The 24,844-nt window shown below is 57.9% G+C and carries 23 protein-coding genes; 9 read left to right on the forward strand and 14 right to left on the reverse strand.

Annotation, left to right across the window (positions count from 1 at the left end):
• Positions 1–264 precede the first annotated feature (264 nt).
• Complete coding sequence (locus HFD97_RS11225) at positions 265–2,538, reverse strand: molybdopterin guanine dinucleotide-containing S/N-oxide reductase (protein ID WP_167431952.1); 2,274 nt, start codon at positions 2,536–2,538, stop codon at positions 265–267.
• A gap of 190 nt (positions 2,539–2,728) precedes the next feature.
• Between HFD97_RS11225 and galR the strand changes: the two genes are divergently transcribed.
• The 3 genes from galR to nrdG all read left to right on the forward strand — a co-directional run bounded on the left by galR (position 2,729) and on the right by nrdG (position 6,544).
• Entirely contained in the window at positions 2,729–3,730 is a 1,002-nt protein-coding gene (gene galR, locus HFD97_RS11230) for an HTH-type transcriptional regulator GalR (RefSeq protein ID WP_009092386.1), read from the forward strand.
• 211 nt (positions 3,731–3,941) lie between these two features.
• On the forward strand, positions 3,942–6,080 hold the full coding sequence (gene nrdD, locus HFD97_RS11235; RefSeq protein ID WP_167431951.1) for an anaerobic ribonucleoside-triphosphate reductase: 2,139 nt from the start codon (positions 3,942–3,944) through the stop codon (positions 6,078–6,080).
• Entirely contained in the window at positions 6,077–6,544 is a 468-nt protein-coding gene (gene nrdG / locus HFD97_RS11240) for an anaerobic ribonucleoside-triphosphate reductase-activating protein (RefSeq protein ID WP_167431950.1), read from the forward strand. Before nrdD ends, nrdG begins: the two co-directional genes overlap by 4 nt.
• On the opposite strand, the gene HFD97_RS11245 is transcribed toward nrdG, so the two are convergent.
• Positions 6,536–7,171 (reverse strand): NAD(P)H-binding protein, encoded by a 636-nt coding sequence (locus HFD97_RS11245; protein ID WP_167431949.1) that lies wholly within the window; start codon positions 7,169–7,171, stop codon positions 6,536–6,538. The two genes, nrdG and HFD97_RS11245, sit on opposite strands and share 9 nt — an antisense overlap.
• A gap of 146 nt (positions 7,172–7,317) precedes the next feature.
• On the opposite strand from HFD97_RS11245, the gene HFD97_RS11250 reads away from it, so the two are divergent.
• Positions 7,318–7,839, forward strand: a complete 522-nt coding sequence (locus HFD97_RS11250) for a type 1 glutamine amidotransferase domain-containing protein (RefSeq protein WP_009092391.1) — start codon at positions 7,318–7,320, stop codon at positions 7,837–7,839.
• 33 nt (positions 7,840–7,872) lie between these two features.
• On the opposite strand, the gene HFD97_RS11255 is transcribed toward HFD97_RS11250, so the two are convergent.
• Positions 7,873–8,301 (reverse strand): YhbP family protein, encoded by a 429-nt coding sequence (locus HFD97_RS11255; RefSeq protein WP_167431948.1) that lies wholly within the window; start codon positions 8,299–8,301, stop codon positions 7,873–7,875.
• A 76-nt stretch (positions 8,302–8,377) separates the two neighbouring features.
• Here HFD97_RS11255 and HFD97_RS11260 point away from each other — a divergent pair, with 76 nt between their 5' ends.
• Entirely contained in the window at positions 8,378–8,671 is a 294-nt protein-coding gene (locus HFD97_RS11260; RefSeq protein WP_167431947.1) for a GIY-YIG nuclease family protein, read from the forward strand.
• Here HFD97_RS11260 and HFD97_RS11265 read toward each other — a convergent pair.
• Both HFD97_RS11265 and HFD97_RS11270 read right to left on the reverse strand, forming a co-directional pair.
• Positions 8,655–9,161 (reverse strand): GNAT family N-acetyltransferase, encoded by a 507-nt coding sequence (locus HFD97_RS11265; protein ID WP_167431946.1) that lies wholly within the window; start codon positions 9,159–9,161, stop codon positions 8,655–8,657. The genes HFD97_RS11260 and HFD97_RS11265 overlap by 17 nt on opposite strands.
• Positions 9,155–9,679: an SCP2 domain-containing protein gene (locus HFD97_RS11270; RefSeq protein WP_167431945.1), complete on the reverse strand. Its 525-nt coding sequence runs from the start codon at positions 9,677–9,679 to the stop codon at positions 9,155–9,157. The genes HFD97_RS11265 and HFD97_RS11270 overlap by 7 nt, the downstream gene beginning before the upstream one ends.
• Positions 9,680–9,885: 206 nt before the next feature.
• Between HFD97_RS11270 and HFD97_RS11275 the strand changes: the two genes are divergently transcribed.
• The 3 genes from HFD97_RS11275 (at position 9,886) to HFD97_RS11285 (ending at position 12,895) form a co-directional block, all read left to right on the forward strand.
• Positions 9,886–10,881: a peptidase U32 family protein gene (locus tag HFD97_RS11275; RefSeq protein ID WP_167431944.1), complete on the forward strand. Its 996-nt coding sequence runs from the start codon at positions 9,886–9,888 to the stop codon at positions 10,879–10,881.
• Between the two features lie 9 nt (positions 10,882–10,890).
• Positions 10,891–11,769, forward strand: coding sequence for a U32 family peptidase (locus HFD97_RS11280; RefSeq protein ID WP_167432002.1), 879 nt, complete (start codon positions 10,891–10,893; stop codon positions 11,767–11,769).
• Between the two features lie 115 nt (positions 11,770–11,884).
• Complete coding sequence (locus HFD97_RS11285) at positions 11,885–12,895, forward strand: luciferase-like monooxygenase (protein WP_046101092.1); 1,011 nt, start codon at positions 11,885–11,887, stop codon at positions 12,893–12,895.
• Here HFD97_RS11285 and HFD97_RS11290 read toward each other — a convergent pair whose 3' ends face one another.
• Positions 12,896–13,816 (reverse strand): AraC family transcriptional regulator, encoded by a 921-nt coding sequence (locus HFD97_RS11290; RefSeq protein WP_185155355.1) that lies wholly within the window; start codon positions 13,814–13,816, stop codon positions 12,896–12,898.
• A 173-nt stretch (positions 13,817–13,989) separates the two neighbouring features.
• Between HFD97_RS11290 and HFD97_RS11295 the strand changes: the two genes are divergently transcribed.
• A complete protein-coding gene (locus HFD97_RS11295) occupies positions 13,990–14,736 on the forward strand; it encodes an SDR family NAD(P)-dependent oxidoreductase (protein WP_111207625.1) in 747 nt (248 codons plus the stop codon).
• A 55-nt stretch (positions 14,737–14,791) separates the two neighbouring features.
• On the opposite strand, the gene HFD97_RS11300 is transcribed toward HFD97_RS11295, so the two are convergent.
• From HFD97_RS11300 to infB, 8 genes are all read right to left on the reverse strand, one after another.
• Positions 14,792–16,684, reverse strand: coding sequence for a DEAD/DEAH family ATP-dependent RNA helicase (locus tag HFD97_RS11300; RefSeq protein ID WP_009092402.1), 1,893 nt, complete (start codon positions 16,682–16,684; stop codon positions 14,792–14,794).
• A gap of 16 nt (positions 16,685–16,700) precedes the next feature.
• Positions 16,701–16,757 (reverse strand): protein YrbN, encoded by a 57-nt coding sequence (yrbN, locus tag HFD97_RS22485; RefSeq protein ID WP_098053093.1) that lies wholly within the window; start codon positions 16,755–16,757, stop codon positions 16,701–16,703.
• Positions 16,758–16,862: 105 nt separating this feature from the next.
• On the reverse strand, positions 16,863–17,747 hold the full coding sequence (nlpI, locus tag HFD97_RS11310; RefSeq protein WP_009092404.1) for a lipoprotein NlpI: 885 nt from the start codon (positions 17,745–17,747) through the stop codon (positions 16,863–16,865).
• A 129-nt stretch (positions 17,748–17,876) separates the two neighbouring features.
• The gene (pnp, locus tag HFD97_RS11315; RefSeq protein ID WP_058957631.1) at positions 17,877–20,012 is read right to left on the reverse strand and encodes a polyribonucleotide nucleotidyltransferase; all 2,136 of its coding nucleotides are present in this window, start codon (positions 20,010–20,012) and stop codon (positions 17,877–17,879) included.
• Between the two features lie 310 nt (positions 20,013–20,322).
• Entirely contained in the window at positions 20,323–20,592 is a 270-nt protein-coding gene (gene rpsO, locus HFD97_RS11320) for a 30S ribosomal protein S15 (RefSeq protein WP_003851063.1), read from the reverse strand.
• Positions 20,593–20,724: 132 nt separating this feature from the next.
• Positions 20,725–21,669, reverse strand: a complete 945-nt coding sequence (gene truB, locus HFD97_RS11325; RefSeq protein WP_167431943.1) for a tRNA pseudouridine(55) synthase TruB — start codon at positions 21,667–21,669, stop codon at positions 20,725–20,727.
• On the reverse strand, positions 21,669–22,076 hold the full coding sequence (rbfA, locus tag HFD97_RS11330; RefSeq protein WP_167432001.1) for a 30S ribosome-binding factor RbfA: 408 nt from the start codon (positions 22,074–22,076) through the stop codon (positions 21,669–21,671). Before rbfA ends, truB begins: the two co-directional genes overlap by 1 nt.
• Positions 22,077–22,141: 65 nt before the next feature.
• Positions 22,142–24,835, reverse strand: a complete 2,694-nt coding sequence (gene infB, locus HFD97_RS11335) for a translation initiation factor IF-2 (protein ID WP_009092409.1) — start codon at positions 24,833–24,835, stop codon at positions 22,142–22,144.
• Positions 24,836–24,844 lie beyond the last annotated feature (9 nt).

Here is a 24,844-nt window from a genome sequence, read left to right on the forward strand (position 1 = left end):
GCAAAATAAAGAAAAGGGGCTAAGCCAGCAGTTATAAAGAAAGCGCGGTCCGGATAACAGGAAAACTGTGTATCAGTTCGTTATCGGACACCGGTTGGCGGCAAAAAAAAACCTGCGCATCTGCGCAGGTTGGTGTAATCAAGAAAATCTATTGATGTTCACCCATCAATACCTCTGGGACCCTGACTGTAGCAAGGGCGATTGATCGGCTGCCATCACTCAAACGCAACAGTTACCGGCAAAATGTAACCAGCCATGAGATCTTTACGCTATTCTGCAATCCTGATGTTTTTTGATTTCCACCAGGCAACTCATGGCGTTTGGCCCCTGGGTCAGCGACGAGGTACCGATGTCGAGCGTAAGGACGTTAGGGTTCCCTGCGCGATCGTAAGGCTGCCACGCCTGGCCGAAGCCGGGATCAAACCAGGCCCCGGTGGCGATGATCACCACGCCCGGCGTAACCCCGTCGGTGATCCGCACACCCGCCAGCATCACCCCGCGAGCGTTGCTCACCTCGATCTCATCGCCCTCTGCCAGCCCGCGTGCCGCCGCATCCTGCGGATGCATGTAAAGCGTTTCGTGGCCGGCGGTTTTATTCCCCTGCACCGTATCGGTGGCGTCCAGCTGACTGTGCAGCCGGTCGGCAGGCTGAATGGAGATCATGTGCAGCGGATAGTCGCGGCTGACCGGCGATCCCAGCCACTCCTGCGGCTCACGCCACTCCGGATGCCCGGCGAAATCGTCCAGCTCATAATCCGCAATGGTCTGGCTGAACAGCTCGATTTTGCCGCTGGCCGTTTTAATCGGATTCGCCTGCGGATCGGCCCGGAAATCCTCCATAAACTGATAAGGCTTGCCGCCTTCGGGAATTTCCACAAATCCGCGCTGCCAGAACTCATCAAATTCCGGAAAATCGATCCCTTTACGCTGGTATGCCGTGGCGCACTGCTGATAGAGATGTGCAATCCACTGCATCTCGTTGCGCCCTTCGGTGAAGGTGTCGCGGTAGCCCAGGCGCTCCGCCAGGTCAGCAAAGATATCGAAGTCGTTGCGCGCCTGATGCTGCGGTTTAATCGCCTGATGCATTGCCAGCACAAAGCGGTCGCGTGACGAGCCGCCGATGTCGTTGCGCTCCAGCGTGGTGGTCGCGGGCAGGACGATATCCGCCATCCGGGCGGCAGGCGTCCAGACGATATCCTGCACCACCACCGTATCGGGCCGCTGCCAGCCCGCCACCAGCCGGTTCAGCTGCTGATGATGATGGAAAGGATTGCCGCCCGCCCAGTGCACCATGTGAATGTCGGGATAGTGCAGCGTCTCGCCCTGAAAACGGTAAGGCTGACCGGGATTGAGCAGCATATCGCTGATCCGGGCCACCGGAATCGACAGCCCGGCGGGGTTAGGACCGGTGCTCATCATCGGGGCAGGCCCCTCCTGACGCGGGTTACCAACGCTGTTCATTGAGCCGTGACCAAATGAGAAACCGGCCCCCGGCAGACCCGGCTGACCGAGCATCGACGACAGCGCAATCATCATCCAGTAAGGCTGCTCGCCGCGATGGGCGCGCTGAACCGAATAGGAGCAGGTAATAAAGCTGCGCTTGCCGATCAGCTGCTGCGCCAGCTGCACAATACGATCGGCCGGAATGCCGGTAATGCGGCTGGCCCAGCCGGCGGTTTTCGCCACGCCATCCGTTTCGCCCAGCAGATAGGCACGCAGCTGCGGCCAGCCGGTGCAGTGACTGGCGAGAAACGCCTCATCCACTGCGCCACGCTGGTTGATCTCATAACCCAGCGCCAGCATCAGTGCTACGTCGGTATTAGGGCGAATCGGAATCCACTCGGCGTTCACAAATTCCGGGCAGTCATCGCGCATCGGACTGATGTTAATCACCGGCGTGCCTCTGGCCGCCAGCTGCTGCAGCGCCGGTTTCAGGCTGTGCTGCCCCGCCCCGCCGGAGGCGACCTGAGCGTTTTTCAGCGCCAGTCCCCCGAACGCGACAAAAATCTCAGCATGTTCGACCACCTGCGGCCATTCGGTCACGCGGCCGGTCAGTGGCATATAGGTGCCAATCACATAGGGCAGGAAGAACTGCGCGGCTCCCCAGCTATAGTTGCCCTGCTGATCGACGCCGCCGCCGCCCTGAAAATAGAAGCGGCGCACCAGGGTGCGGGCGTGGTTAACGCGACCGGCCGATGACCAGCCGTAGGAACCGTTGAAAATGCCTGAGGCACCGTAGCGCTCACGGACGCGGCGATTCTCTTCCGCCACCAGGTTCAGCGCGGTCTCCCAGTCAACGGCAACAAAGTCTTCACGGCCACGCAGCGTGCGGTCGCTGTTTTCGCGTGACTTCAGCCACGAGCGCCGCACCATCGGCTGACGGATGCGTTTGTCGGAATAGACCAGTTCTGGAATGGTGTGGATCATCGGTGACGGATCGGCATCGGCGAAGAAAGGTTCGCAGCCCGTCAGGCGATCGTTTTCAGTGATGGCGGTAAAGGCGCCCCAGTGCGCCAGGTGTGGCACTTTGGTTTTCATCGTTGTTTTTCACGGTAGCCAGGGGGGAGAGGGAGCATAACATGGGGCGGCCTCTCAGCAGAAGATGTGCCTGCGGGTCCGATTTTGCCCCTTTTTGCGACGACGCTGGCATTCTGTCGGGTTGATGTGTCTGCCCTTTTCCGTAACACTGATGCGATGTGTAAACGTTTTCCCCCGGACAGGTCAACGCATGGCTACCATAAAGGATGTTGCGCGACTGGCTGGCGTTTCTGTCGCCACAGTCTCCCGTGTAATCAATAATTCTCCCAAAGCCAGCGACAGCTCCCGACAGGCCGTAGGCCAGGCGATGGAGCAGCTTCAGTATCACCCGAATGCCAACGCACGCGCGCTGGCGCAGCAATCGACTGAAACGCTGGGTCTGATTGTGGGCGACGTCTCCGACCCCTTTTTTGGTGCCATGGTGAAAGCCGTGGATGAGGTCGCAGGCGACACCGGTAACTTTTTGCTGATTGGTAACGGTTACCATAATGAGCAAAAAGAGCGGCAGGCAATTGAACAGCTGATGCGCCACCGCTGTGCGGCGCTGGTGGTTCACGCCAAGAAAATTCCCGATGCGGAGCTGGAAGTGCTGATGAAGCAGGTGCCCGGTATGGTGCTGCTGAACCGGCTGATAAAAGGCTTTGAAAAGCGCTGTATTGCGCTCGACGACCGCTACGGTGCCTGGCTGGCGACCCGCCATCTCATCCAGCTTGGCCACCAGAATATCGCTTTTATCTGTTCGACCCACACCATTTCTGATGCCGAAGATCGCCTGCAGGGCTACTACGATGCGCTGAAGGAGCATGGCCTGCCCTGCAGCGATCGGCTGGTCACCTGGGGCGAACCGGATGAGGTGGGCGGTGAGCAGGCGATGACGGAACTGTTAGGGCGCGGCAGGAACTTTACCGCCGTCGCCTGCTACAACGACTCCATGGCGGCAGGCGCGCTGGCGGTGCTGAGCGACAACGGCGTGCGCGTGCCGGAAGAGATGTCGCTGATTGGCTTCGATGATGTGCTGGTGTCGCGCTATGTGCGTCCGCGCCTCACTACCGTGCGCTATCCGATTGTCACCATGGCGCAGCAGGCGGCTCAGCTGGCGCTGGCGCTGGCCAACGACCAGCCGCTGCCGGAAGTCACCCATATGTTCAGCCCGACGCTGGTGCGCCGCCATTCGGTAAGCGGCCCCGCCTGACGTCACGGCGGCGGGTCTGGCGCATCCGCGCTCCCCGCCGCTCCCCCGCACCAGACGGTAACCTGCCCTCTCTTTTTATACCCGCCAGCACGATCCACTATGTAGAGCCTTCTTTGTTTCAGGTCAAAACCGCGCGCATTAATTTCCGGAAATCACTACATGTAGGGAATAGAATTCCCGGAACCCCAATATGTGGTTCATGGAGAGAGAAATGGCGACGGTGGTAATCAAACGTGATGGGTGCCGGACAGGCTTCGATGCGCAGCGTATTGAGCATGCGGTATTGGCGGCGGCACGGGCCGTAAAGGTCGATGACAGCGCCTGGTGCGCGCAGGTCGCTGAGCGCGTCGCGGCGCAGCTGGCCAATCGTCCGGAAGTGGATATCGGTGAGATTCAGTGCGCAGTCGAAGAGACGCTGATGGCGGGCCCCTGGCCGCAACTGGCTCGCGCCTATATTGAATACCGTCACGATCGCGATGTGGCCCGCGATCGGCAGAGCCAGTTGCATCACGCCATTCGCGGGCTGGTCGATCAGACCAACGCCGCGCTGCTGAATGAGAATGCTAACAAAGACAGCAAAGTGATCCCGACGCAGCGCGACCTGCTGGCCGGGATCGTGGCGAAGCACTATGCGCAGCAGCAGATCCTGCCACGCGATGTGGTGCTGGCGCACGAGCGCGGCGAGATCCACTATCACGATCTCGACTACTCCCCCTTCTTTCCGATGTTCAACTGCATGCTGATCGATCTTAAAGGCATGCTGACCAACGGGTTCAAAATGGGCAATGCCGAGATCGAGCCGCCCAAATCGATCGCCACCGCCACCGCCGTGACGGCCCAGATTATCGCGCAGGTCGCCAGCCATATATACGGCGGCACCACCATCAATCGCATCGATGAGGTGCTGGCGCCGTTTGTTAAGCAGAGCTATGCCCGGCATCTGGCGATCGCGGAACAGTGGCAGATCCCGCAGGCAGAAGCGTATGCGCGCCAGCGCACCGACAAAGAGTGCTATGACGCCTTTCAGTCGCTGGAGTATGAGGTGAATACCCTGCACACCGCCAACGGACAGACTCCGTTTGTCACCTTTGGTTTTGGCCTGGGAACGGACTGGGCAGCCCGCCTGATCCAGCAGTCGATTCTGCGCAACCGCCTGGCCGGACTCGGTAAAAACCGTAAAACCGCCGTCTTTCCCAAACTGGTGTTCACCATTCGCGAAGGCGTTAACCGGCGTGCAGGCGACGTTAACTATGACATCAAACAGCTGGCGCTGGAGTGTGCCAGCAAACGGATGTATCCCGACATCCTCAACTACGATCAGGTGGTGAAAGTCACCGGCTCGTTTAAAACCCCGATGGGCTGCCGCAGTTTTCTTGGCGTCTACGAAGAGAACGGCGAACAGATCCATGAGGGCCGCAACAACATCGGGGTGATCAGCGTCAATCTGCCGCGCATCGCGCTGGAAGCGGGCGGCGATGAAGCGCGCTTCTGGCAACTGCTGGATGCGCGTCTGCTGCTGGCGAAGCGGGCGCTGATGACGCGGGTGGCGCGACTGGAGAAAACCAAAGCGCGCGTGGCCCCCATCCTCTACATGGAAGGGGCCTGCGGTGTCCGGCTCAACGCCGATGATGAGGTGGGGCCGATTTTCCGCAATGGCCGCGCCTCCCTGTCGCTGGGCTATATCGGCCTGCATGAAACCCTGAATGCCCTCAGCGGCGGCCAGAAGCACCCCTATGATGACGCGGCGCTGCGCGCCAAAGGGGTGGAGATCATCGCCTATCTGCGCGCTGCCACCGATCGCTGGAAAGCCGAAACCCATTACGGCTTCAGCCTCTACAGCACACCGAGCGAGAATCTCTGTGACCGCTTCTGCCGTCTGGACGCGGCGCAGTTTGGTCTGGTGGCGGGCGTGACGGACAAGGGCTACTACACCAACAGCTTCCATCTCGACGTTGAGAAGAAGGTGAATCCCTACGATAAAATCGACTTTGAAGCGCCCTATCCACCGCTGGCCAATGGCGGATTCATCTGTTACGGCGAATACCCGAACGTGCAGCACAACCTCAGGGCGCTGGAGGATGTCTGGGACTACAGCTACGACCGCGTGCCCTACTATGGCACCAACACCCCGATTGATGAGTGCTATGACTGCGGCTTCAACGGTGAGTTTACCTGTACCAGCCGCGGCTTTACCTGTCCGCAGTGCGGCAATCACGATCCGGCGCGCGTCTCCGTCACCCGGCGGGTCTGCGGCTATCTCGGCAGCCCGGATGCGCGGCCCTTTAACGCCGGAAAACAGCAGGAAGTGCAGCGCCGGGTGAAACATCTGGCAGAAGGACCGCTGGGATGATGCATATCCATCGCTACTACGATGTGGATATCGTGAATGGCCCCGGCACACGCTGCACGCTGTTTGTCGCCGGTTGTGAACATCAGTGTCGCGGCTGCTACAACCAGAGTACCTGGCGAACCGACTCCGGCGTGCCTTTCACGCTGGCGATGGAGGAGCAGCTGCTGGCGGATTTGCAGGACACGCGCATTCCGCGTCAGGGATTGTCGCTGAGCGGCGGCGATCCGCTGCATCCGCACAACGTGCCGCACATTCGCCGTCTGGTGAAGCGGGTGCGCCAGAGCTGTCCCGGTAAAGATATCTGGCTCTGGACCGGTTACCGGATGCAGGAGCTGAATGCCGCGCAGCGCGCCGTGCTGATCTATCTCGACGTGCTGATAGATGGTCGTTTTATCGAAGAGGAGAAGGATGCCTCGCTGCCCTGGCGCGGCAGCCGCAATCAGATCCTCTGGCAGTTACGCTGAGTGACGCGGGATGTCGCCCGACTCAATGACAGTGACGCTTTCGCCCGCTGGCGTGAACGCCTGCTGATGCAGACAGCGGGCCACGTCACGTGCGCTCACCGCCCGCCAGTGACCCGGCAGCAGAGAAAAGAGCGGTGCCATCAGGCGTTCCCCCGGACGCGTCTGCGCCCGATCGCCCAGCAGTAACGAAGGCCGTACCAGCGTCAGGTGCGGCCAGCCCTGATGGCGCAATGCGTTTTCCATTTCGCCTTTCACGCGACTGTACAGGAAAGGTGAGTGACGGCTGGCACCGTGGGCGCTCACCACCAGCATCTGTTTTGCCCCCAGCCGCAGTCCGCTCAATCCGCTGTCCACCACCAGGGTGTAATCGACGTGAATAAACGCCGCTTTGCTGCCCGCCTGCCGGCGCGTGGTGCCCAGACAGCAGAACACCGTATCCAGCGAAGAGTGCAACGGCCCGAGCACATCAGTCAGATCGGCCTCCACCGGGTTGACGACCTTACGCAGGACAGGCAGCGGACGGCGGGTTGGCGCGATGATCTCATCGACGCGCGGATCCTCAATCAGTAAGCGCAGCAGATGCGACCCGACTAAGCCGGTGGCTCCGGTCAGTAATACGCGATTCATCTCAGATTCATCCTTATTTCACTGCTGACAGCTTAAAAGATAGCTGATCTTAACGGTCTGGCTTGCGTTCTCGCCCATAGCGACCAGGCTTAAACCCTGATCCGGAAAGCGCGCCTCGCGCTCCACTGCTTTAAGGAGGAAACAAAATGAGCAAGAAAGTTGCGGTTTTGATTACCGATGAATTTGAAGACTCAGAATTTACGTCACCTGCTGAGGTCTACAAACGCGCCGGGTTTGAGGTAGTGACCATTGAGAACCAGGCCGGAAATGTCGTAAAAGGCAAAAAAGGCGAAGCCGAAGTGACCATCGATCGCAGCATTGACGACGTCAGCCCGGCTGAGTTTGATGCGCTGCTGCTGCCAGGCGGTCACTCGCCGGATTCGCTGCGTGGCGATGACCGCTTTGTCGCCTTCACCAAAGAGTTTGTTGCCAGCGGCAAGCCTATCTTTGCTATCTGTCACGGACCCCAGCTGCTGATCAGCGCCAACGGCGTGCGTGGTCGCAAGATGACCACCGTAAAAGCCGTTGCCATCGACCTGATTAACGCCGGTGCCGACTTCCATGATAAGGAAGTGGTGGTTGACGGCGATAAGCTGGTGACCAGCCGCACCCCGGCCGATTTACCTGCCTTCAATCGCGAATCTCTGCGTATCCTCGAAGCGCTGTAAATCCGTTGCGCCCTTTTCGCTGAAAAGGGCGTTTCAGCTTTCCCGCCGCCAGCTGATCTTCTTACCAAATCCCAGCGCATTGTCGGTCATCTTCACCTCATCAAGCTGAATCTCCCACAGCGGTGCTGAGACTTTGCGCGACACCGGAAACCGTTTCTGATAGGCGTCTCTGGCGACCTTCTCCGTTTCCTCCTCCAGCCGCACAATCCGGCCACGATACTGCACCCCTTTTATCAGCAACACGCTTCTGGGCTGGCCATTGACGGTGCCCGCGACCTGCGGATTCTTCAGCATCAACGCCCCGTGACGGGTGTCGGGCTCGGTCATAATCCAGAACACCATGCGCGCTTCATCGAAGACGTAGTAGCAGTTGGCGCACCAGAGTTGATCGTCGGCGGCAGAGCAGAGAGAAAGCACATGTTGCTTTCGAAGATAGCGAACCAGATGGGCGTGATCGGACAAGATAAACTCCTGGCGATGCACCGGAGTGTAAAGCGCGCTACACTGCCCGGCACCTTTTTTTTGGGAAATGATTGCGATGAGTCAGCAGTGGCAACTCTACATCGTCCGTACGGCGAAAGGGAGCCTGTACACCGGCATCACCACGGATGTGATGCGCCGGTTTGATCAGCACCAGACCGGACGCGGCGCCCGCGCGTTGCGCGGCAAAGGTCCGCTGGCGCTGGTGTTTCACTGTGATGTAGGTGACCGTGCCAGCGCCTCCAGACTGGAGTATCAGGTCAAGCAGCTGACCCGTCAGCAGAAACTCCAGTTAGTGGCGGGTCAGCCGGTCAGCCTGGAGAGCTGGCTGGGTATTACAGCAGGCGATTAAAGGGCTCGGCGAAGTCGATCTCTCCGTCTGCGCCCTCAAACGCCGTCTCTGCCAGGCGATAGACCTGGAACGTCGCCTCGCTGTCCGGCCAGCGGCTGTGCAGGCCGACGCGGGCTGCCGGTTCAAAGCCAAAGCGGCTGAAGAATGCCGGATCGCCCAGCACGACCACCGCGCTGTAACCGAACTCGTTGAGGGTATCCAGTCCTTCATAAATCAGTTTGCTGGCAATGCCCTGCCCGCGTAGCGTCTCATCCACCGCCAGCGGGGCCAGCGCCACCCAGCCAAGATCTTCACCTTTAACGCTGACCGGACTGAATGCAGCATAACCCAGCACCTGTCCCTCATCGTCAGTGGCGACCACGCCTAAGGTTAACAGGCCATCTTCGCGCAGCGACTGCGTCAGTTCCGCCTCGGCGGGCGACGTGAAACAGCGTCTGAGCAGCGTGTCGATGCCTGCGGCATCCACGCCAATTTCGCTACGGATCAGCATAGGGCACCTGCGCGTGCCTGTCCGGCCTTCGCGTCCTGTTTCATCCCGGCGTCGACAAAGGCCGCCATCTGCTGAATTGCCGTGCGTAACGCGGTGGGCATAGCCTCGGGTTCAATAGCATCCATTACGTTCTTCACCTCAAGTCCCAGTTCAGTGTCCCCTTCAATCACCAGACGGCGTTGAAAGAAGAGCATGTCGGGATCTGCTTTATGTGCTGCCACCAGCAACAAATCATTGGCATTGCCCCGAAACCAGACATCCGCTTCGGACTGTTGCAATACCACCAGCCGGCCGTCCTGCAGCGTGGTAATCCATTGCAGATTGAGATCGGCAATCCCGATACCCAGCAGGCGACCTTCCAGAAAGTCTAACTCACCTTCAGCTAAAGCATGACGAAATTGCCAGTTTAAGAGTTGTTGCAGAAGCCGCTTTTTGACCGGGAATGGGGTAAGCGCTGCGGGTAAGCCTAAGATTTCCGGAGCCTTTTTCACAAAATGGGCATGAATCCGCTTTAACACTTTTGTCCCTCCCTTCAGAAAATTTTACGTATATTGCCATATCCGTTTCGACACACCTCATCCGGGATCAATAAAAATCGCGCTCCCGGCAGGAAAAAAAAGCCGCACCGGTGGGGAGGAACGGAAAATTCACTGCCCCAAATCAATACGCCTCCCGGCGCAGATGCCTAGACTCGACGCCCATCTGCATGTTGAGAGGAACACCTATGGAACTGCTCTGCCCGGCAGGCAACCTGCCCGCAGTGCGCACCGCCGTCGAGAATGGCGCGGATGCGGTCTATGTGGGGCTGAAAGATGACACCAACGCCCGCCACTTCGCGGGCCTGAACTTCACCGACAAAAAGCTGGCCGAAGCGGCTCGCTATCTGCATCAGCATCGCCGCAAACTGCATGTGGCAATCAATACCTTCGCCCATCCGGACGGCATGGGACGCTGGCAGCGGGCCATTGATGTGGCGGCGCAGAACGGGGCCGACGCGCTGATCCTCGCCGATATCGCTACCCTGGAGTATGCGGCGACGCACTATCCCCAGGTGGAGCGCCATCTCTCCGTGCAGGCGTCAGCCACCAATCTGGAGGCGATTCGCTTTTATCATCGCCACTTTAACGTGCAGCGTGTGGTGCTGCCGCGGGTGCTCTCTCTGCATCAGGTAAAGCAGCTGGCGCGCAGCACGCCGGTGCCGCTGGAGGTGTTCGCGTTTGGCAGCCTGTGCATTATGGCGGAAGGCCGCTGCTACCTCTCCTCGTGGCTGACCGGTGAGTCGCCTAACAGCGCCGGTGCCTGTTCTCCGGCGAAATTTGTGCGCTGGCAGCAGACGCCGCAGGGTATGGAATCCCGCCTGAACGAAGTGCTGATCGATCGCTACGCGGCGGATGAAAGCGCGGGTTACCCGACACTGTGCAAAGGACGGTATGAGGTCAGCGGCCAGCGTTATCACGTGCTGGAAGAGCCCACCAGCCTGAACACGCTGGAGCTGCTGCCGGAACTGCTGCGGGCCGGGGTCGCCTCGGTCAAGATCGAGGGTCGCCAGCGCAGTCCCGCCTATGTTGCTGATGTCGCGCGCGTCTGGCGTCAGGCGATCGACCGCTGTCAGGCCCGGCCGGAACAATTTGAGGTGGCGCCCCGGTGGATGCAGACGCTGGGCGATCTCTCTGAAGGCACACAAACCACGCTGGGTGCTTATCACCGTGAATGGCAATAAGGAGTCATGATGCAATATGCCGTCGGGCCGGTGCTCTGGTACTGGCCAACCCCCACGCTGGAGGAGTTTTACCAGCAGGCTGCCCGCAGTAGCGCGGAGATTATTTACCTCGGCGAAGTGGTGTGCAGTAAACGCCGCGCGACGCCTTATGGCCGCTGGATGGAGATGGCCCGTGACGTCGCGGCCAGCGGCAAACAGGTGGTGCTGAGCACCCTGGCGCTGCTGCAGTCCCCCTCTGAACTGAAAGAGCTGCAGCGTTATGTCGAAAACGGCGAGTTCCTGATTGAAGCGAATGATATCGGCACGGTTAACATGGCCGCTGAGCGCCGCCTGCCCTTTGTGGCAGGCCCGACGCTGAACGTCTACAACGCTGACACCCTGCAACTGCTGGTCAGGGAGGGAATGACGCGCTGGTGTATGCCGGTTGAGATGTCACGCGACTGGCTGCTGCAGCTGCTGGAACAGTGCGAAACGCGCGGTATCCGGCAGCAGTTTGAGGTGGAGGTGATGGGCTACGGTCATCTGCCGCTGGCGCTCTCGGCGCGCTGCTTTACCGCCCGCTCGGAAAACCGCGCGAAGGACGATTGCGAAACCTGCTGTATCAACTATCCGACAGGCCGCCGCGTCAGCTCGCAGGAGGGGCAGCCGGTGTTCGTGCTCAACGGCATTCAGACCATGAGCGGCTACTGTTACAACCTGGGGAACGATCTGGCGGGGATGCGGGAGTGGGTCGACTGCGTCCGGCTCTCTCCGCAGGACAGCACCACGCTGGCAGAGATAGATCGTTTCCGGGCCAATGAGAATGGTCAGGCTCCGTTAATGGTCGCGAAAGGCTGCGATTGCAATGGTTACTGGCGCAAACTGGCGGGTATGACGCTGGCATCCTGAGTAAAAGCACATACCGGCTATATTCCTGCTGAGGTTAGCAGTTTTAATATAAGGAATGATGCGTAATACTAAATGATGCAGACTTTAATGCCTGCGCCATACAACGGGAGTAGTCATGTCTGATAAAAAACCTCTTCGCCTGTCCGTGCTGGATCTCGCGCCGATCCCTCAGGGTGCGACCGCGCGGGATGCGTTCCACAATTCGCTGGCGCTGGCGCGCCAGGCTGAAAAACTGGGCTACCAACGCTACTGGCTGGCTGAACATCACAACATGACGGGGATTGCCAGTGCTGCGACGTCGGTGCTGATCGGCTATCTGGCGGCCAATACCGAGACGCTGCAGCTGGGATCGGGCGGCATCATGCTGCCTAACCATGCGCCGCTGGTGATTGCCGAGCAGTTTGGCACACTGGCTTCTCTCTATCCCGGCCGTATCGATCTCGGCCTGGGTCGTGCGCCCGGCTCTGACCAGCGTACGATGATGGCGCTGCGTCGTCATCAGGCCAGCATGCACGCCGACACCTTTCCTGAAGATGTGGCTGAACTGATTAACTGGTTTGATGCGGAAGCGGATGCACAGCCGCCGGTACAACCGGTCCCGGGCCTCGGCCTGAAGATCCCGGTCTGGCTGCTCGGCTCCAGCCTCTACAGTGCACAACTGTCAGCCCGGATGGGTCTGCCATTTGCCTTCGCCTCACATTTTGCGCCGGATCAGCTGTTCCAGGCGCTGCACGTCTACCGCGAAAACTTCCAGCCCTCGGCGCGACTCGACAAGCCGTATGCCATGGTCTGCATCAACGTGGTCGCCGCTGACAGCGAGCGTGAGGCACGCTTCCTGTTTACCTCGCAGCAGCAGCAGTTTATTAACCTGCGCCGCGGCAAACCGGGCCCATTACCGGCGCCGGTTGAGAACATGGATAACCTCTGGTCACCGTCAGAGCAGTATGGGGTTCAGCAGGCGCTCAGCATGTCGCTGGTCGGCGATGGGGATAAGGTGCGTCACGGGCTGGCGTCACTGATGCGTGAAACCCAGGCGGATGAGATCATGGTCAACGGCCAGATTTTTGACTCCGCGGCGCGCCTGCGCTCCTTCGCCATTGCGATGGAAGCCGCCAGCAGCCTGTAGTCAGTTTTGCGGTGGGGGCGCAGTTTCCGCGCTCACCGCCAGCTGACGACTGTCCCTGGCCGGGGATTGCCCGTAGAGGCGACGATACTCCCGGCTGAACTGTGACGCACTCTGATACCCTACCCGATAGCCTGCCGTCCCGGCATCCAGCTTTTCCACCATCATCAGCCGTCGCGCCTCATTCAGCCGCAGCTGTTTCTGATACTGCATCGGCGTCATTGCCGTGACCGCTTTGAAGTGATGATGCAGCGAAGAGATGCTCATGCCGACACTGCTGGCGAGCTGGTCAATCTTCAGCGGCTGATGAAAATTCTCCCGCAGCCAGCGGGCCGCCTGCGCCACCCGGTTACCCGGCCGCTCAGCCAGCGCCATATTCAGAATGCGCGATCCTTCCGGTCCGGTCAGCAGCCGGTAGAAAATCTCCTGCTCAATCAGCGGGGCGAGCGCCGGGATATCCTCAGGATGGTCAAGCAGCCGCACCAGCCGCGTTACCGCCTCCACCAGCCACGGCGACATCTTATGCACGGTAATGCCGCGTTCGTTGCGGGCCGTGGCGGGTGACAGCGTCGGGGGAAACTGGTCGAGGTAGCGCATCAGCCGGGATTCATTGATGGCGATGCCAATCCCCAGGTTAGGTTTTTCCGGCGTGGCGACCGTGACGCAGGCGCGCACCGGCATATCCAGCGTCACCAGCAGCAGATCGCCCGGGCCATAATGCAGCACCTCATCACCGATGTGCAGCGCCTTGCTGCCCTGTGCGACCAGCGCGAAACTGGCCCATTGGGCAAAGTGCACGGGCTTCGTTGGTGCGGAGCTGCGACCAAAGAACAGGTAGTCAATGGCACTCGCGTGCCGTCCATCCTCCGGCGCATGCCGCGCAATCAACCGGGCCAGCGCCTGCCACGTATCATTCTCTGTCACCAGGTCATCTCCCTTCATCATCTCAGCCGATATTACCTGAGCCGGTGCGCCATGCCTGTGTCGCAGCGACACTTTTGCAGGATCGGGCAAAAAGCTTGCAGGATTGCGCTACCCGGATGGGTCAGCGGCGCGCATAGTCTGTCAACGCAATCATTACTGCGGAGATCAGGATAATGAAGGCACTACAGAATAAAATCGCGCTGGTAACGGGAGCATCAAAAGGCATTGGTGCTGCTATCGCCATCGCCTTTGCGACGGCGGGCGCACGGGTAATCGTCAATTATCAACAGGACGAGGTGGGTGCGGCTGACGTGGTCAGCGACATTCTTGCCCTGGGCAGTGACGCGGTGGCGGTGCAGGCGGATATCTCTGTGCAGCAGGACGTGGAGCGGCTGTTTGCAACCACCGTCGCCTGTTTCGGCGCGCCAGACATCGTGGTGAATAACGCGGGCCGCTTTCATCACGGCGCTTTTGAGGCGCTGACCCAGGAGGAGATGCAGCAGCAGATCAACGTTAACCTGCTTGGCACGCTGCTAGTCTGTCAGCAGGCGATTCATCACTTTCCTGCCCACGGCGGTACCCTTATCAACCTCAGCGCCCTGAGCAGCCAGAACAGCACGCCGGGTTCCGTGCTCTGGGCGGCGACCAAGGGCGCGGTGGATACCCTGACACAGGGGCTGGCGCGCGAACTGGGTGCCAGAAACATTCGGGTTAACGCCCTGGCACCGGGAATGATTCTGACAGAGGGATTGCTGGCGGCGAAGAGGATGAGCCCGCAGCTTAAAGCGCAACTGCTGGCCGCCACGCCGCTGGGGCGTTTTGGTCTGCCGGAAGATGTGGCACAGGTGGCGCTGTTTCTGGCCTCGGAGGAGTCCGCCTGGGTCAGCGGCGAGCGCGTCATCATCAGCGGCGGAGCCTGATCGGCATAAAAAAAGGGAAGCCAGTGGCTTCCCTTTTTGTTACGACATGAAGTCGTTATGCGTCACGACGACGTGGTGCGGCTGCGCCATCTTCACGACGTGGACCACGGCCGCCTTCACGGTTAAAGCTGCGACCGCCTTCACGACCACCGTCACGGCGCTCAGAAGAGAAGCGACGACCACCTTCACGGTTGCCAGCGCCTGGGCCATTGCGACGATCGCCACCGGCCGGACGACGGTCACCACGACCTTCGTTTGGCTGAGCATCACCCAGTAACTGCATATTCATCGGCTTGTTCAGAATACGTGTACGGGTGAAGTGCTGCAGCACATCGCCTGGCATGCCTTTCGGCAGCTCGATAGTCGAGTGGTTACCGAACAGCTTGATGTTACCGATGTAACGGCTACTGATGTCGCCTTCGTTAGCGATCGCGCCAACGATGTGACGAACTTCAACACCATCATCGCGACCCACTTCGATGCGGTAGAGCTGCATCTCGCCAACGTCACGACGTTCGCGACGTGGACGGTCGCCATCGCGGCTGTCACGTGGACCACGCGCTTCGCGGCTGTCACGACGGCCATCACGATCGTCACGATCGCGGTATTCACGACGTGGCGGACGTGGCGCTTCCGGTGGCAGAATCAGAGGACGTTCGCCCTGTGCCATCTTCAGCAGTGCCGCGGCCAGCGTTTCCAGATCCAGTTCGTCTTCTGGCTGCATTTTAGTCAGCAGAGCACGGTACTGATCCAGATCGCTGCTTTCCAGCTGCTGCTGAACTTTCGCGGCAAACTTCGCCAGACGACGCTGACCCAGCAGCTCTGCGTTTGGCAGTTCAACTTCCGGAATAGTCAGCTTCATCGTACGTTCGATGTTGCGCAGCAGACGACGCTCGCGGTTCTCAACGAACAGCAGCGCGCGGCCAGCACGACCGGCACGACCGGTACGGCCGATACGGTGAACGTAAGATTCTGCATCCATCGGGATGTCGTAGTTAACAACCAGGCTGATACGCTCAACGTCCAGGCCACGGGCCGCAACGTCAGTCGCAATCAGGATGTCGAGACGACCATCTTTCAGGCGCTCCAGCGTCTGCTCACGCAGTGCCTGGTTCATATCACCGTTCAGCGCGGCGCTGTTGTAGCCACTGCGCTCCAGCGCTTCTGCAACTTCCAGGGTCGCGTTTTTGGTACGTACGAAGATAATCGCCGCATCAAAATCTTCCGCTTCCAGGAAGCGAACCAGTGCGTCAGTTTTACGACCGTAAGCGGTCCAGTAGCTCTGGCTGATGTCAGGACGCGTGGTCAGGCTTGACTGAATACGCACTTCCTGTGGATCTTTCATGAAGCGTTTCGTGATGCGACGAATCGCTTCTGGCATGGTGGCAGAGAACAGAGCGGTCTGATGACCTTCCGGGATCTGCGCCATGATGGTTTCAACGTCTTCGATGAAGCCCATACGCAGCATTTCGTCCGCTTCGTCCAGCACCAGGCCGCGCAGGTTAGAAAGGTCTAACGTGCCGCGTTTCAGGTGGTCCAGCAGACGGCCAGGCGTACCCACAACAACCTGTGGTCCCTGACGCAGTGCACGCAGCTGCACGTCATAACGCTGGCCGCCGTACAGGGCAACCACGTTCAGGCCACGCATGTGTTTAGAGAATTCGGTGACAGCTTCAGCAACCTGAACCGCCAGTTCGCGGGTCGGCGCCAGCACCAGGATCTGAGGTGCTTTTACAGAAGGGTCAATGTTGTTTAACAGCGGCAGAGAGAACGCCGCAGTTTTACCACTCCCGGTCTGCGCCATACCTAACACGTCACGGCCCGCCAGCAGGTGAGGAATACACTCAGCCTGGATTGGGGAAGGCTTTACGTAGCCCATGCCATTCAGTGATTCAAGGATGTCGGCGTTCAGGCCAAGGTCAGCAAAAGTGGTTTGAATATCAGTCATGTAGTACACGTGCCTCTTAGATTGCGGCGGCCAGTCTACATAACTCGTCGTGAAAACTTTCAGTCATTTTCATCAAAAAGTGTGAACCGGCTCAAATTAGAAGTTTTGACGAACAGAAAAGCCCTCATCCCTGAAGATGATGACTTTACAGGTGTTACGGGCAAATTTAGTTCGTCAGCTATTGCTGGTCAGATTCTGATAAATCGTCTTGTGCCTGGCCGAGTTGCGCCAGTTCCAACAATGCGTATCGGTGTTCAACAAAGTTATTGACGTTGTTGGCCACCGCCAGTTTGAACAACGCTTTCGCGTCGTCCTTCTCCCCCAGACTTAGGTAGTACTTACCTAAATAGAAGTTGGTTTCACTGAGATGTTCAGCGAGCGAGGTGTTATCCGTTGCGTCCGCCTTGAGACTTTCCATCAACGTTTTCTCGTTGATATCTCCAAGGTAGAACTCGACAATATTCCATCCCCATTGGTCTCTGACCGCTTTGTCATGACGCTGTTGAAGCGCGACTTTTGCCTTGTCGGCATCCATCTCACGTTCAGCCAGATAGAGCCACAGACTGCGGAAAGGATCGTTAGGATCGTCTTGATAAAACGCCAGCAGATCATCTTGCGCTAACTTGTATCGACCGCCGTAATAGAGGGCGATACCACGGTTTAAATGCGCATAGTTGTAAGTTGGATCAAGCTCAAGTACAGAATCGAACGCTTCATAGGCGGCATCAAAGTTGCCCGCCTGCGTTAAATATATGCCTAAGTAGTTAAACACTTCGGGCATATCTGGTCTTATAGACAGCGCTTGCGAAAAATCGTTCCGCGCTAATGCCCGCAGACCTAAACTATCATACAACACTCCGCGCTCATATAACAGCTGTGCGCGTTCATCATCGGTGAGAGCGCGACTGGCAAGTATTTGTTCCATGCGCGCCAGTATCACTTCCTGCTGCAGTGTGGGCTGTAACGGCACTGCAAGAACTTCGTTCTTACGCCAATTGGAGTTGCTGCATCCTGCCAGCGTTAAAGCTGTCGCAACAAAACACCAGCGCAGAAAAGGCTTCATTTCCCACTCCCGAATACAAACATTGGGATAACCATCCTGTCATCCGCCTGCTGTGCACAAGGATTCCCGCCCTCGCGATGACACAAACGCCCCTCTCTGCCAGGCAAAGAGGGGCAAATCAGCAACGACTTATTCAGCGGCAGGTGTGGTCACCGCTGCAGCTTCTTCAGCCTGCGGCTTAGATTCTGTCGCTTCTTTGATGCTCAGACGTACGCGGCCCTGGCGATCGACTTCCATCACCTTCACCGGCACTTCCTGACCCATCTGCAGATAGTCAGTCACTTTCTCAACGCGCTTATCGGCGATTTGCGAAATGTGAACCAGACCTTCTTTACCACCGCCGATGGCGACGAAGGCACCGAAGTCAACGATACGGGTCACTTTACCGCTGTAAATGCGGCCCACTTCGATCTCTGCGGTAATCTCTTCGATACGACGGATCGCTTCTTTCGCTTTCAGACCATCGGTCGCAGCGATTTTCACGGTGCCGTCATCTTCGATTTCGATCGTTGTGCCGGTCTCTTCGGTCAGTGCACGGATCACTGAGCCGCCTTTACCAATCACATCTTTGATCTTGTCAGAGCTGATCTTGATGGTGTAAATGCGCGGTGCGAATTCAGAAATCTCAGTACGTGGCGTGCTGATAGCCTGTTCCATAACGCCCAGGATGTGCAGACGCGCACCCTTAGCCTGGTTCAGCGCTTCCTGCATGATTTCACGCGTGATGCCTTCGATTTTGATGTCCATCTGCAGCGCGGTGATACCTTCACGGCTACCGGCTACTTTGAAGTCCATGTCGCCCAGGTGGTCTTCGTCGCCCAGGATGTCAGACAGAACAACAAACTTCTCATCTTCTTTCACCAGACCCATTGCAATACCTGCAACAGCGGCTTTGATTGGCACACCCGCGTCCATCAGCGCCAGTGAGGCACCGCAGACAGAGGCCATTGAAGAGGAGCCGTTAGATTCGGTGATTTCAGACACCACACGCACGGTGTAAGGAAAATCTTCCGCTTTCGGCATAACCGCTAACACACCGCGTTTCGCCAGACGACCGTGACCAATTTCACGACGCTTCGGCGAACCGACCATGCCGGTTTCACCGACAGAGTACGGAGGGAAGTTGTAGTGGAACAGGAAGCTGTCAGTGCGCTCGCCCATCAGCTCATCCAGGTTCTGCGCATCGCGCGTGGTACCCAGCGTTGCTGTTACCAGCGCCTGCGTTTCACCACGGGTGAACAGGGATGAACCGTGAGTACGTGGCAGCACGCCAGTACGCACGTCCAGACCACGGATCATATCCTTTTCGCGGCCATCGATACGCGGCTCGCCGTTCAGGATACGGGTACGAACAACGTTCTTTTCCAGGCTATGGACGATGTCGCTGATTTCAGCGCTATCCAGCGTCTCATCTTCAGCCAGCAGCGCAGCAATGGTTTCGTCTTTGATGACGCCAACCTGCGTGTAACGCTCCTGCTTGTCGGTGATGCGGTAAGCATCGCTGATGCGCGCTTCTGCCAGTGCAGCAACGCGTGAAATCAGTGGGGTGTTGGCGGCTTCTGGCTGCCAGTCCCAGCGTGGTTTGCCCGCTTCAGCAACCAGCGCATTGATGTTTTCAATAACCACCTGCTGCTGATCGTGGCCAAAGACCACGGCGCCCAGCATCTGCTCTTCTGACAGGATCTCAGCTTCAGATTCCACCATCAGAACGGCATTCTGCGTACCGGCAACCACCAGGTCCAGACGAGACTGTTTCAGCTCATCTGCTGTCGGGTTCAGAACGTATTGATCGTTGATGTAACCAACACGCGCAGAACCGATTGGTCCATTGAACGGCAGACCCGAGAGTGACAGCGCGGCAGAAGCACCGATCATGGCAACGATGTCAGGATGAACCTGTGGGTTTACAGAAACCACGGTCGCAATGACCTGAACTTCGTTAACGAAACCTTCCGGGAACAGCGGACGAATCGGGCGGTCAATCAGACGCGCAATCAGCGTTTCGCCTTCGCTTGGGCGGCCTTCACGACGGAAGAAGCTGCCTGGGATACGACCAGCAGCGTAGGTACGCTCCTGATAGTTCACGGTCAGTGGGAAGAAGTCCTGACCGGGTTTAGTTTTTTTCTGGCCGACGACAGTGACGAACACCGCAGTATCGTCCATGCTCACCATAACAGCAGCAGTCGCCTGGCGCGCCATCATGCCGGTTTCCAGCGTGACGGTATGTTGACCATATTGGAATTTGCGTACGATCGGATTCAGCAAAATCAAAGTCCTTAACTTCGGGGCAAGGCTATCTGTAGCCCGCCATTGATTACCAATCTCCAGCTGCATCCTCGCGACTAATGACAACCCTCGACCGCCCCTGCGGTAAAGCCTCTCATTAGCCGCGCGAAATTCTGCAAACTAAAGATCACACTAAGCAACAATACATCAGTTTGGCCCGGATTGCTGCCGATTGCTCAAAAAAAGGGGCCATAAAGGCCCCCTTTTCATGAAACTCGCACAAATCTGATCGTCTGCTGCACGCCGCGTTAATCGCTGCATGACGCCCTGACGACCCGATTTTTCAGACTTAGCGACGCAGACCGAGGCTTTCGATCAGGCTGCTGTAGCGCGCAACGTCTTTACGCTTCAGGTAGTCCAGCAGCTTACGACGCTGAGATACCATGCGCAGCAGACCGCGACGGCTGTGGTGGTCTTTTTTGTGCTCAGAGAAGTGACCCTGCAGATGGGTGATCTGCGCGGTCAGCAGGGCAACCTGAACTTCAGTTGAACCGCTGTCGTTAGCACCACGGCCATATTTAGCAACGATCTCTGCTTTAGCTTCTACGCTTAGAGACATAATAAACTCCGGTATAAAATGAATGTATGGGTGCCGATCTCTAATTCAGCATCCCGCTTTTAAAGCCGCGCTATTCTACTCTGCGCCCGATAGCAACGCAAATGCCCCATCAGCGAAAAGTGAAGGCACGACTTAATCCTGATACTCTACCACTAAGCGACGGGGTGCCAGACGGCCATCGTCGGCAATTTCAGCCATCCCAATGAACTTACGCGCCTCACCTTCGGACACCCTGACCAGCCCCTGCGCGGGCGCCTGACTGGCCTGAACCGGCTGACCCTGGCGGAAAAACGCAGCCACGGCAGGCGGGATGTTCACTTCCGGGAAATCGGACGCAGGACTGTCCATTGGCAACAGCAGCGGATAGAGCTGCGTTTCCAGAGGAATGCCGGCTTCTGTCGCTTCCGCGAGCAGGGTGTTGAGCTGTTCCAGCGTCACCATCCTTTCATACGGATAACGGGCAACCTGAACGCGACGCAGCATGATGACATGCGCTCCGCAACCCAGCTTCTCACCGAGATCGTCGATGATGCTGCGGATATAGGTGCCTTTCGAGCAGTGAATTTCCAGCTCCAGCTCGTTATCCTGCCAGCGAATAAACTGCAGTTCGTAGACCGTGATTGGACGCGGTTCACGCGCAATCTCAATGCCCTGACGCGCATATTCATACAGGGGACGTCCCTGATGCTTCAACGCCGAAAACATTGAGGGCACCTGCAGAGTCTCACCGCGGAAGCTCTCCAGCGCGCTGTCGAGGTCGGCCTGACTGAAGGTGACCGGACGTGTCTGAACGAGGTTGCCATCGGCATCTGACGTGTCGGTCCGCTCACCCAGCCGCGCAATCACGCGGTAGCGCTTGTCGGAATCCAGCAGATACTGTGAAAACTTGGTCGCTTCACCCAGGCAGATCGGCAGCATGCCGGTTGCCAGCGGGTCAAGCGCGCCGGTATGGCCTGCACGGTTAGCGTTAAAGATCCGCTTCACCTTCTGCAGCACATCATTCGACGAGACGCCTTGAGGCTTATCCAGCAGCAACACGCCATGGACGTCGCGGCCGCGACGACGCGGACGACTCATTACGCCTCCTCGTCATCGCCGGTGGCGTCAGAGCCACGGCGCTCGGCATCGTTTTTCACGACGCTTGTGACGAGATTGGACATGCGCATCCCTTCAACCAGGGAGTTGTCGTATAAGAACGTCAGCTCCGGCACGATACGCAGACGCATCGCTTTACCCAGCAGAATGCGGATGTAGCCTGACGCTTCTTTCAGCGCTTTCAGACCCTGTTTTACCGCGTCCTCATCCTGGTCATTCAGGAAAGTGACGAACACTTTTGCGTAGGCGAGATCGCGTGACACTTCAACGCCTGATACGGTGACCATCATGCCCAGACGCGGATCTTTGATCTCACGCTGCAGGATCATCGCAATCTCTTTTTGCAGCTCTTGTGATACGCGCTGCGGGCGACCAAATTCTTTCGCCATCATTATTTCTCCCAAATAATTCGGGAGGCCAGAGGCCTCCCAAATTGCAACACATCAGCAGTCGATTACTCGATGGTGCGTTTAATTTCGATGATTTCAAACACTTCGATCATATCGCCAACGCGAACGTCGTTGTAGTTCTTCACGCCGATACCGCACTCCATGCCGTTACGCACTTCGTTAACGTCATCTTTAAAGCGACGCAGGGATTCCAGCTCGCCTTCGTAAATCACCACGTTATCACGCAGGACACGGATTGGGTTGTGACGCTTGATGTTACCTTCCGTCACCATACAACCGGCAATCGCGCCAAACTTCGGTGATTTGAACACGTCGCGGACCGCAGCCAGACCGATAATCTGCTGTTTGTACTCTGGTGCCAGCATACCGCTCATCGCCGCTTTTACTTCGTCAATCAGGTTATAGATGACGGAGTAGTAGCGCAGATCCAGGCTTTCTGCGTCAATGACGCGACGCGCAGAGGCATCGGCACGCACGTTGAAGCCCAGGATGATGGCGTTAGAAGCAGCCGCCAGGGTCGCATCGGTCTCGGTGATCCCGCCCACGCCTGAACCAACAATCTTCACCTTCACTTCGTCGGTAGAGAGTTTCTGCAGGGAGTCGGAAATCGCTTCCACAGAACCCTGAACGTCCGCTTTCAGTACGATGTTCAGTTCAGACACTTCGCCTTCGGTCATGTTGGCAAACATGTTCTCAAGCTTAGATTTCTGCTGGCGAGCCAGTTTAACTTCACGGAATTTGCCCTGACGATAGAGCGCCACTTCACGTGCTTTCTTCTCGTCACGTACCACAGTTGCTTCATCACCCGCAGCCGGCACGCCGGAGAGGCCCAGAATCTCAACCGGGATAGACGGACCCGCTTCCATGACTTCACGACCCAGTTCATCGCGCATTGCACGAACACGGCCATATTCGAAGCCACACAGGACGATGTCGCCTTTGTTCAGCGTACCTTCACGAACCAGCACGGTTGCAACCGGACCACGACCTTTGTCGAGGAACGACTCGATAACCACGCCGCTCGCCATGCCGGCACGGATAGCCGTCAGCTCCAGGACTTCCGCCTGCAGCAGGATAGCGTTAAGCAGGTCATCAATGCCGGTACCCGCTTTCGCAGAGACATTAACGAACATGTTTTCGCCGCCCCACTCTTCCGGAATGATTCCGTACTGGGTCAGTTCGTTTTTAACGCGATCCGGATCCGCTTCTGGCTTATCGCACTTGTTCACCGCAACCACAACCGGCACTTTGGCCGCTTTGGCGTGCTGGATAGCTTCGATGGTCTGAGGCATCACGCCATCGTCTGCGGCAACGACCAGGATAACGATATCGGTCGCCTGCGCACCACGTGCACGCATCGCGGTAAACGCGGCGTGGCCCGGGGTGTCCAGGAAGGTGATCATACCGTTGTCAGTTTCAACGTGGTAAGCACCGATGTGCTGAGTAATGCCGCCCGCTTCGCCAGAGGCGATTTTGGTCGAGCGGATATAGTCCAGCAGTGAGGTTTTACCGTGGTCAACGTGACCCATGATGGTAACTACCGGCGCGCGAGCTTCCTGCGCGGCATCGGTGTCACGATCGTCCATTACCGCCTCTTCCAGCTCGTTTTCACGACGCAGGGTCACTTTGTGGCCCATCTCTTCTGCGACGAGCTGTGCGGTTTCCTGGTCGATGACCTGGTTAATGGTCGCCATCGCGCCCATCTTCATCATCGCTTTAATGACCAGAGAACCTTTCACCGCCATTTTGTTCGCCAGTTCGGCTACGGTGATGGTTTCGCCAATCACAACATCGCGGTTCACGGCCTGAGCGGGTTTGTTGAAGCCCTGCTGCAGTGCGCTTGGTTTACGATGTTTGCCACCTTTACCGCCACGAACCTGTGCACGCGCTTCTTCGCGGTCAGTTTTCGCTTCGGAATGTTTGTTGCCTTTTTTCGCCGGACGCGTTGCTTTCGCCGTGGTACGCGCACGCGCACGGCCAGCTTCTACCTGACGGTCGTTTTCGTCTTCCGCCTGACGGGCATGGGTTGAAGTGGTGACGTGATAGTCGCCTTTATCCTCTTCTTCCGGCTTTTCCCACTCGGCTGATTTCTCTTCAGCCAGACGGCGGGCTTCTTCGGCTACGAGGCGGGCCGCCTCTTCGAGCTTACGGCGAGCTTCTTCTTCCGCTTTACGCTTCAGTTCAGCTGCTTCAGCTTCGCGACGGGCTTTGTCAGACTGCGCAGCCCTGGTCACTTCGTCGGTAGGTTGATTTGTCACTTTGTCATTTTCCGCTGCTGCACGTTTGGCCTTCTCAGCGGCTTCGCGCCTGGCTTTATCTTCGGCTTCACGTTGCGCTTTCTGTTCAGCTTCGCGACGGGCTTTCTCTTCAGCCTCGCGTTGCGCCTGCTCTTCCGCTTCACGCTGCGCCTCGGCTTCAGCTTCTGCCTGAGCTTGCTCAGCCTCTGCATCACCCTTCACATAGGTACGCTTTTTGCGGACTTCAATTTGCACCGATTTACTTTTACCCCCGGTGCCTGGAATATTCAAGGTGCTGCGCGTTTTACGCTGCAGCGTCAGCTTAGCTGAACCGACCTGACCGTGTTCACGGTTCAGATGAGATAGTAAGGTTTCTTTCTCTTGCTGGGTCACGGCGTCATTTTCAGACTTAGGGATCCCCGCATCAGCAAATTGCTGTACCAGGCGATCGACCGGAGTCTGAATTTCTGCGGCCAGCGATTTTACGGTTACATCTGTCATGCTGTTCCT

The organism is Pantoea sp. EKM103V (assembly GCF_011800365.1).
Lineage (GTDB): Bacteria > Pseudomonadota > Gammaproteobacteria > Enterobacterales > Enterobacteriaceae > Pantoea > Pantoea anthophila.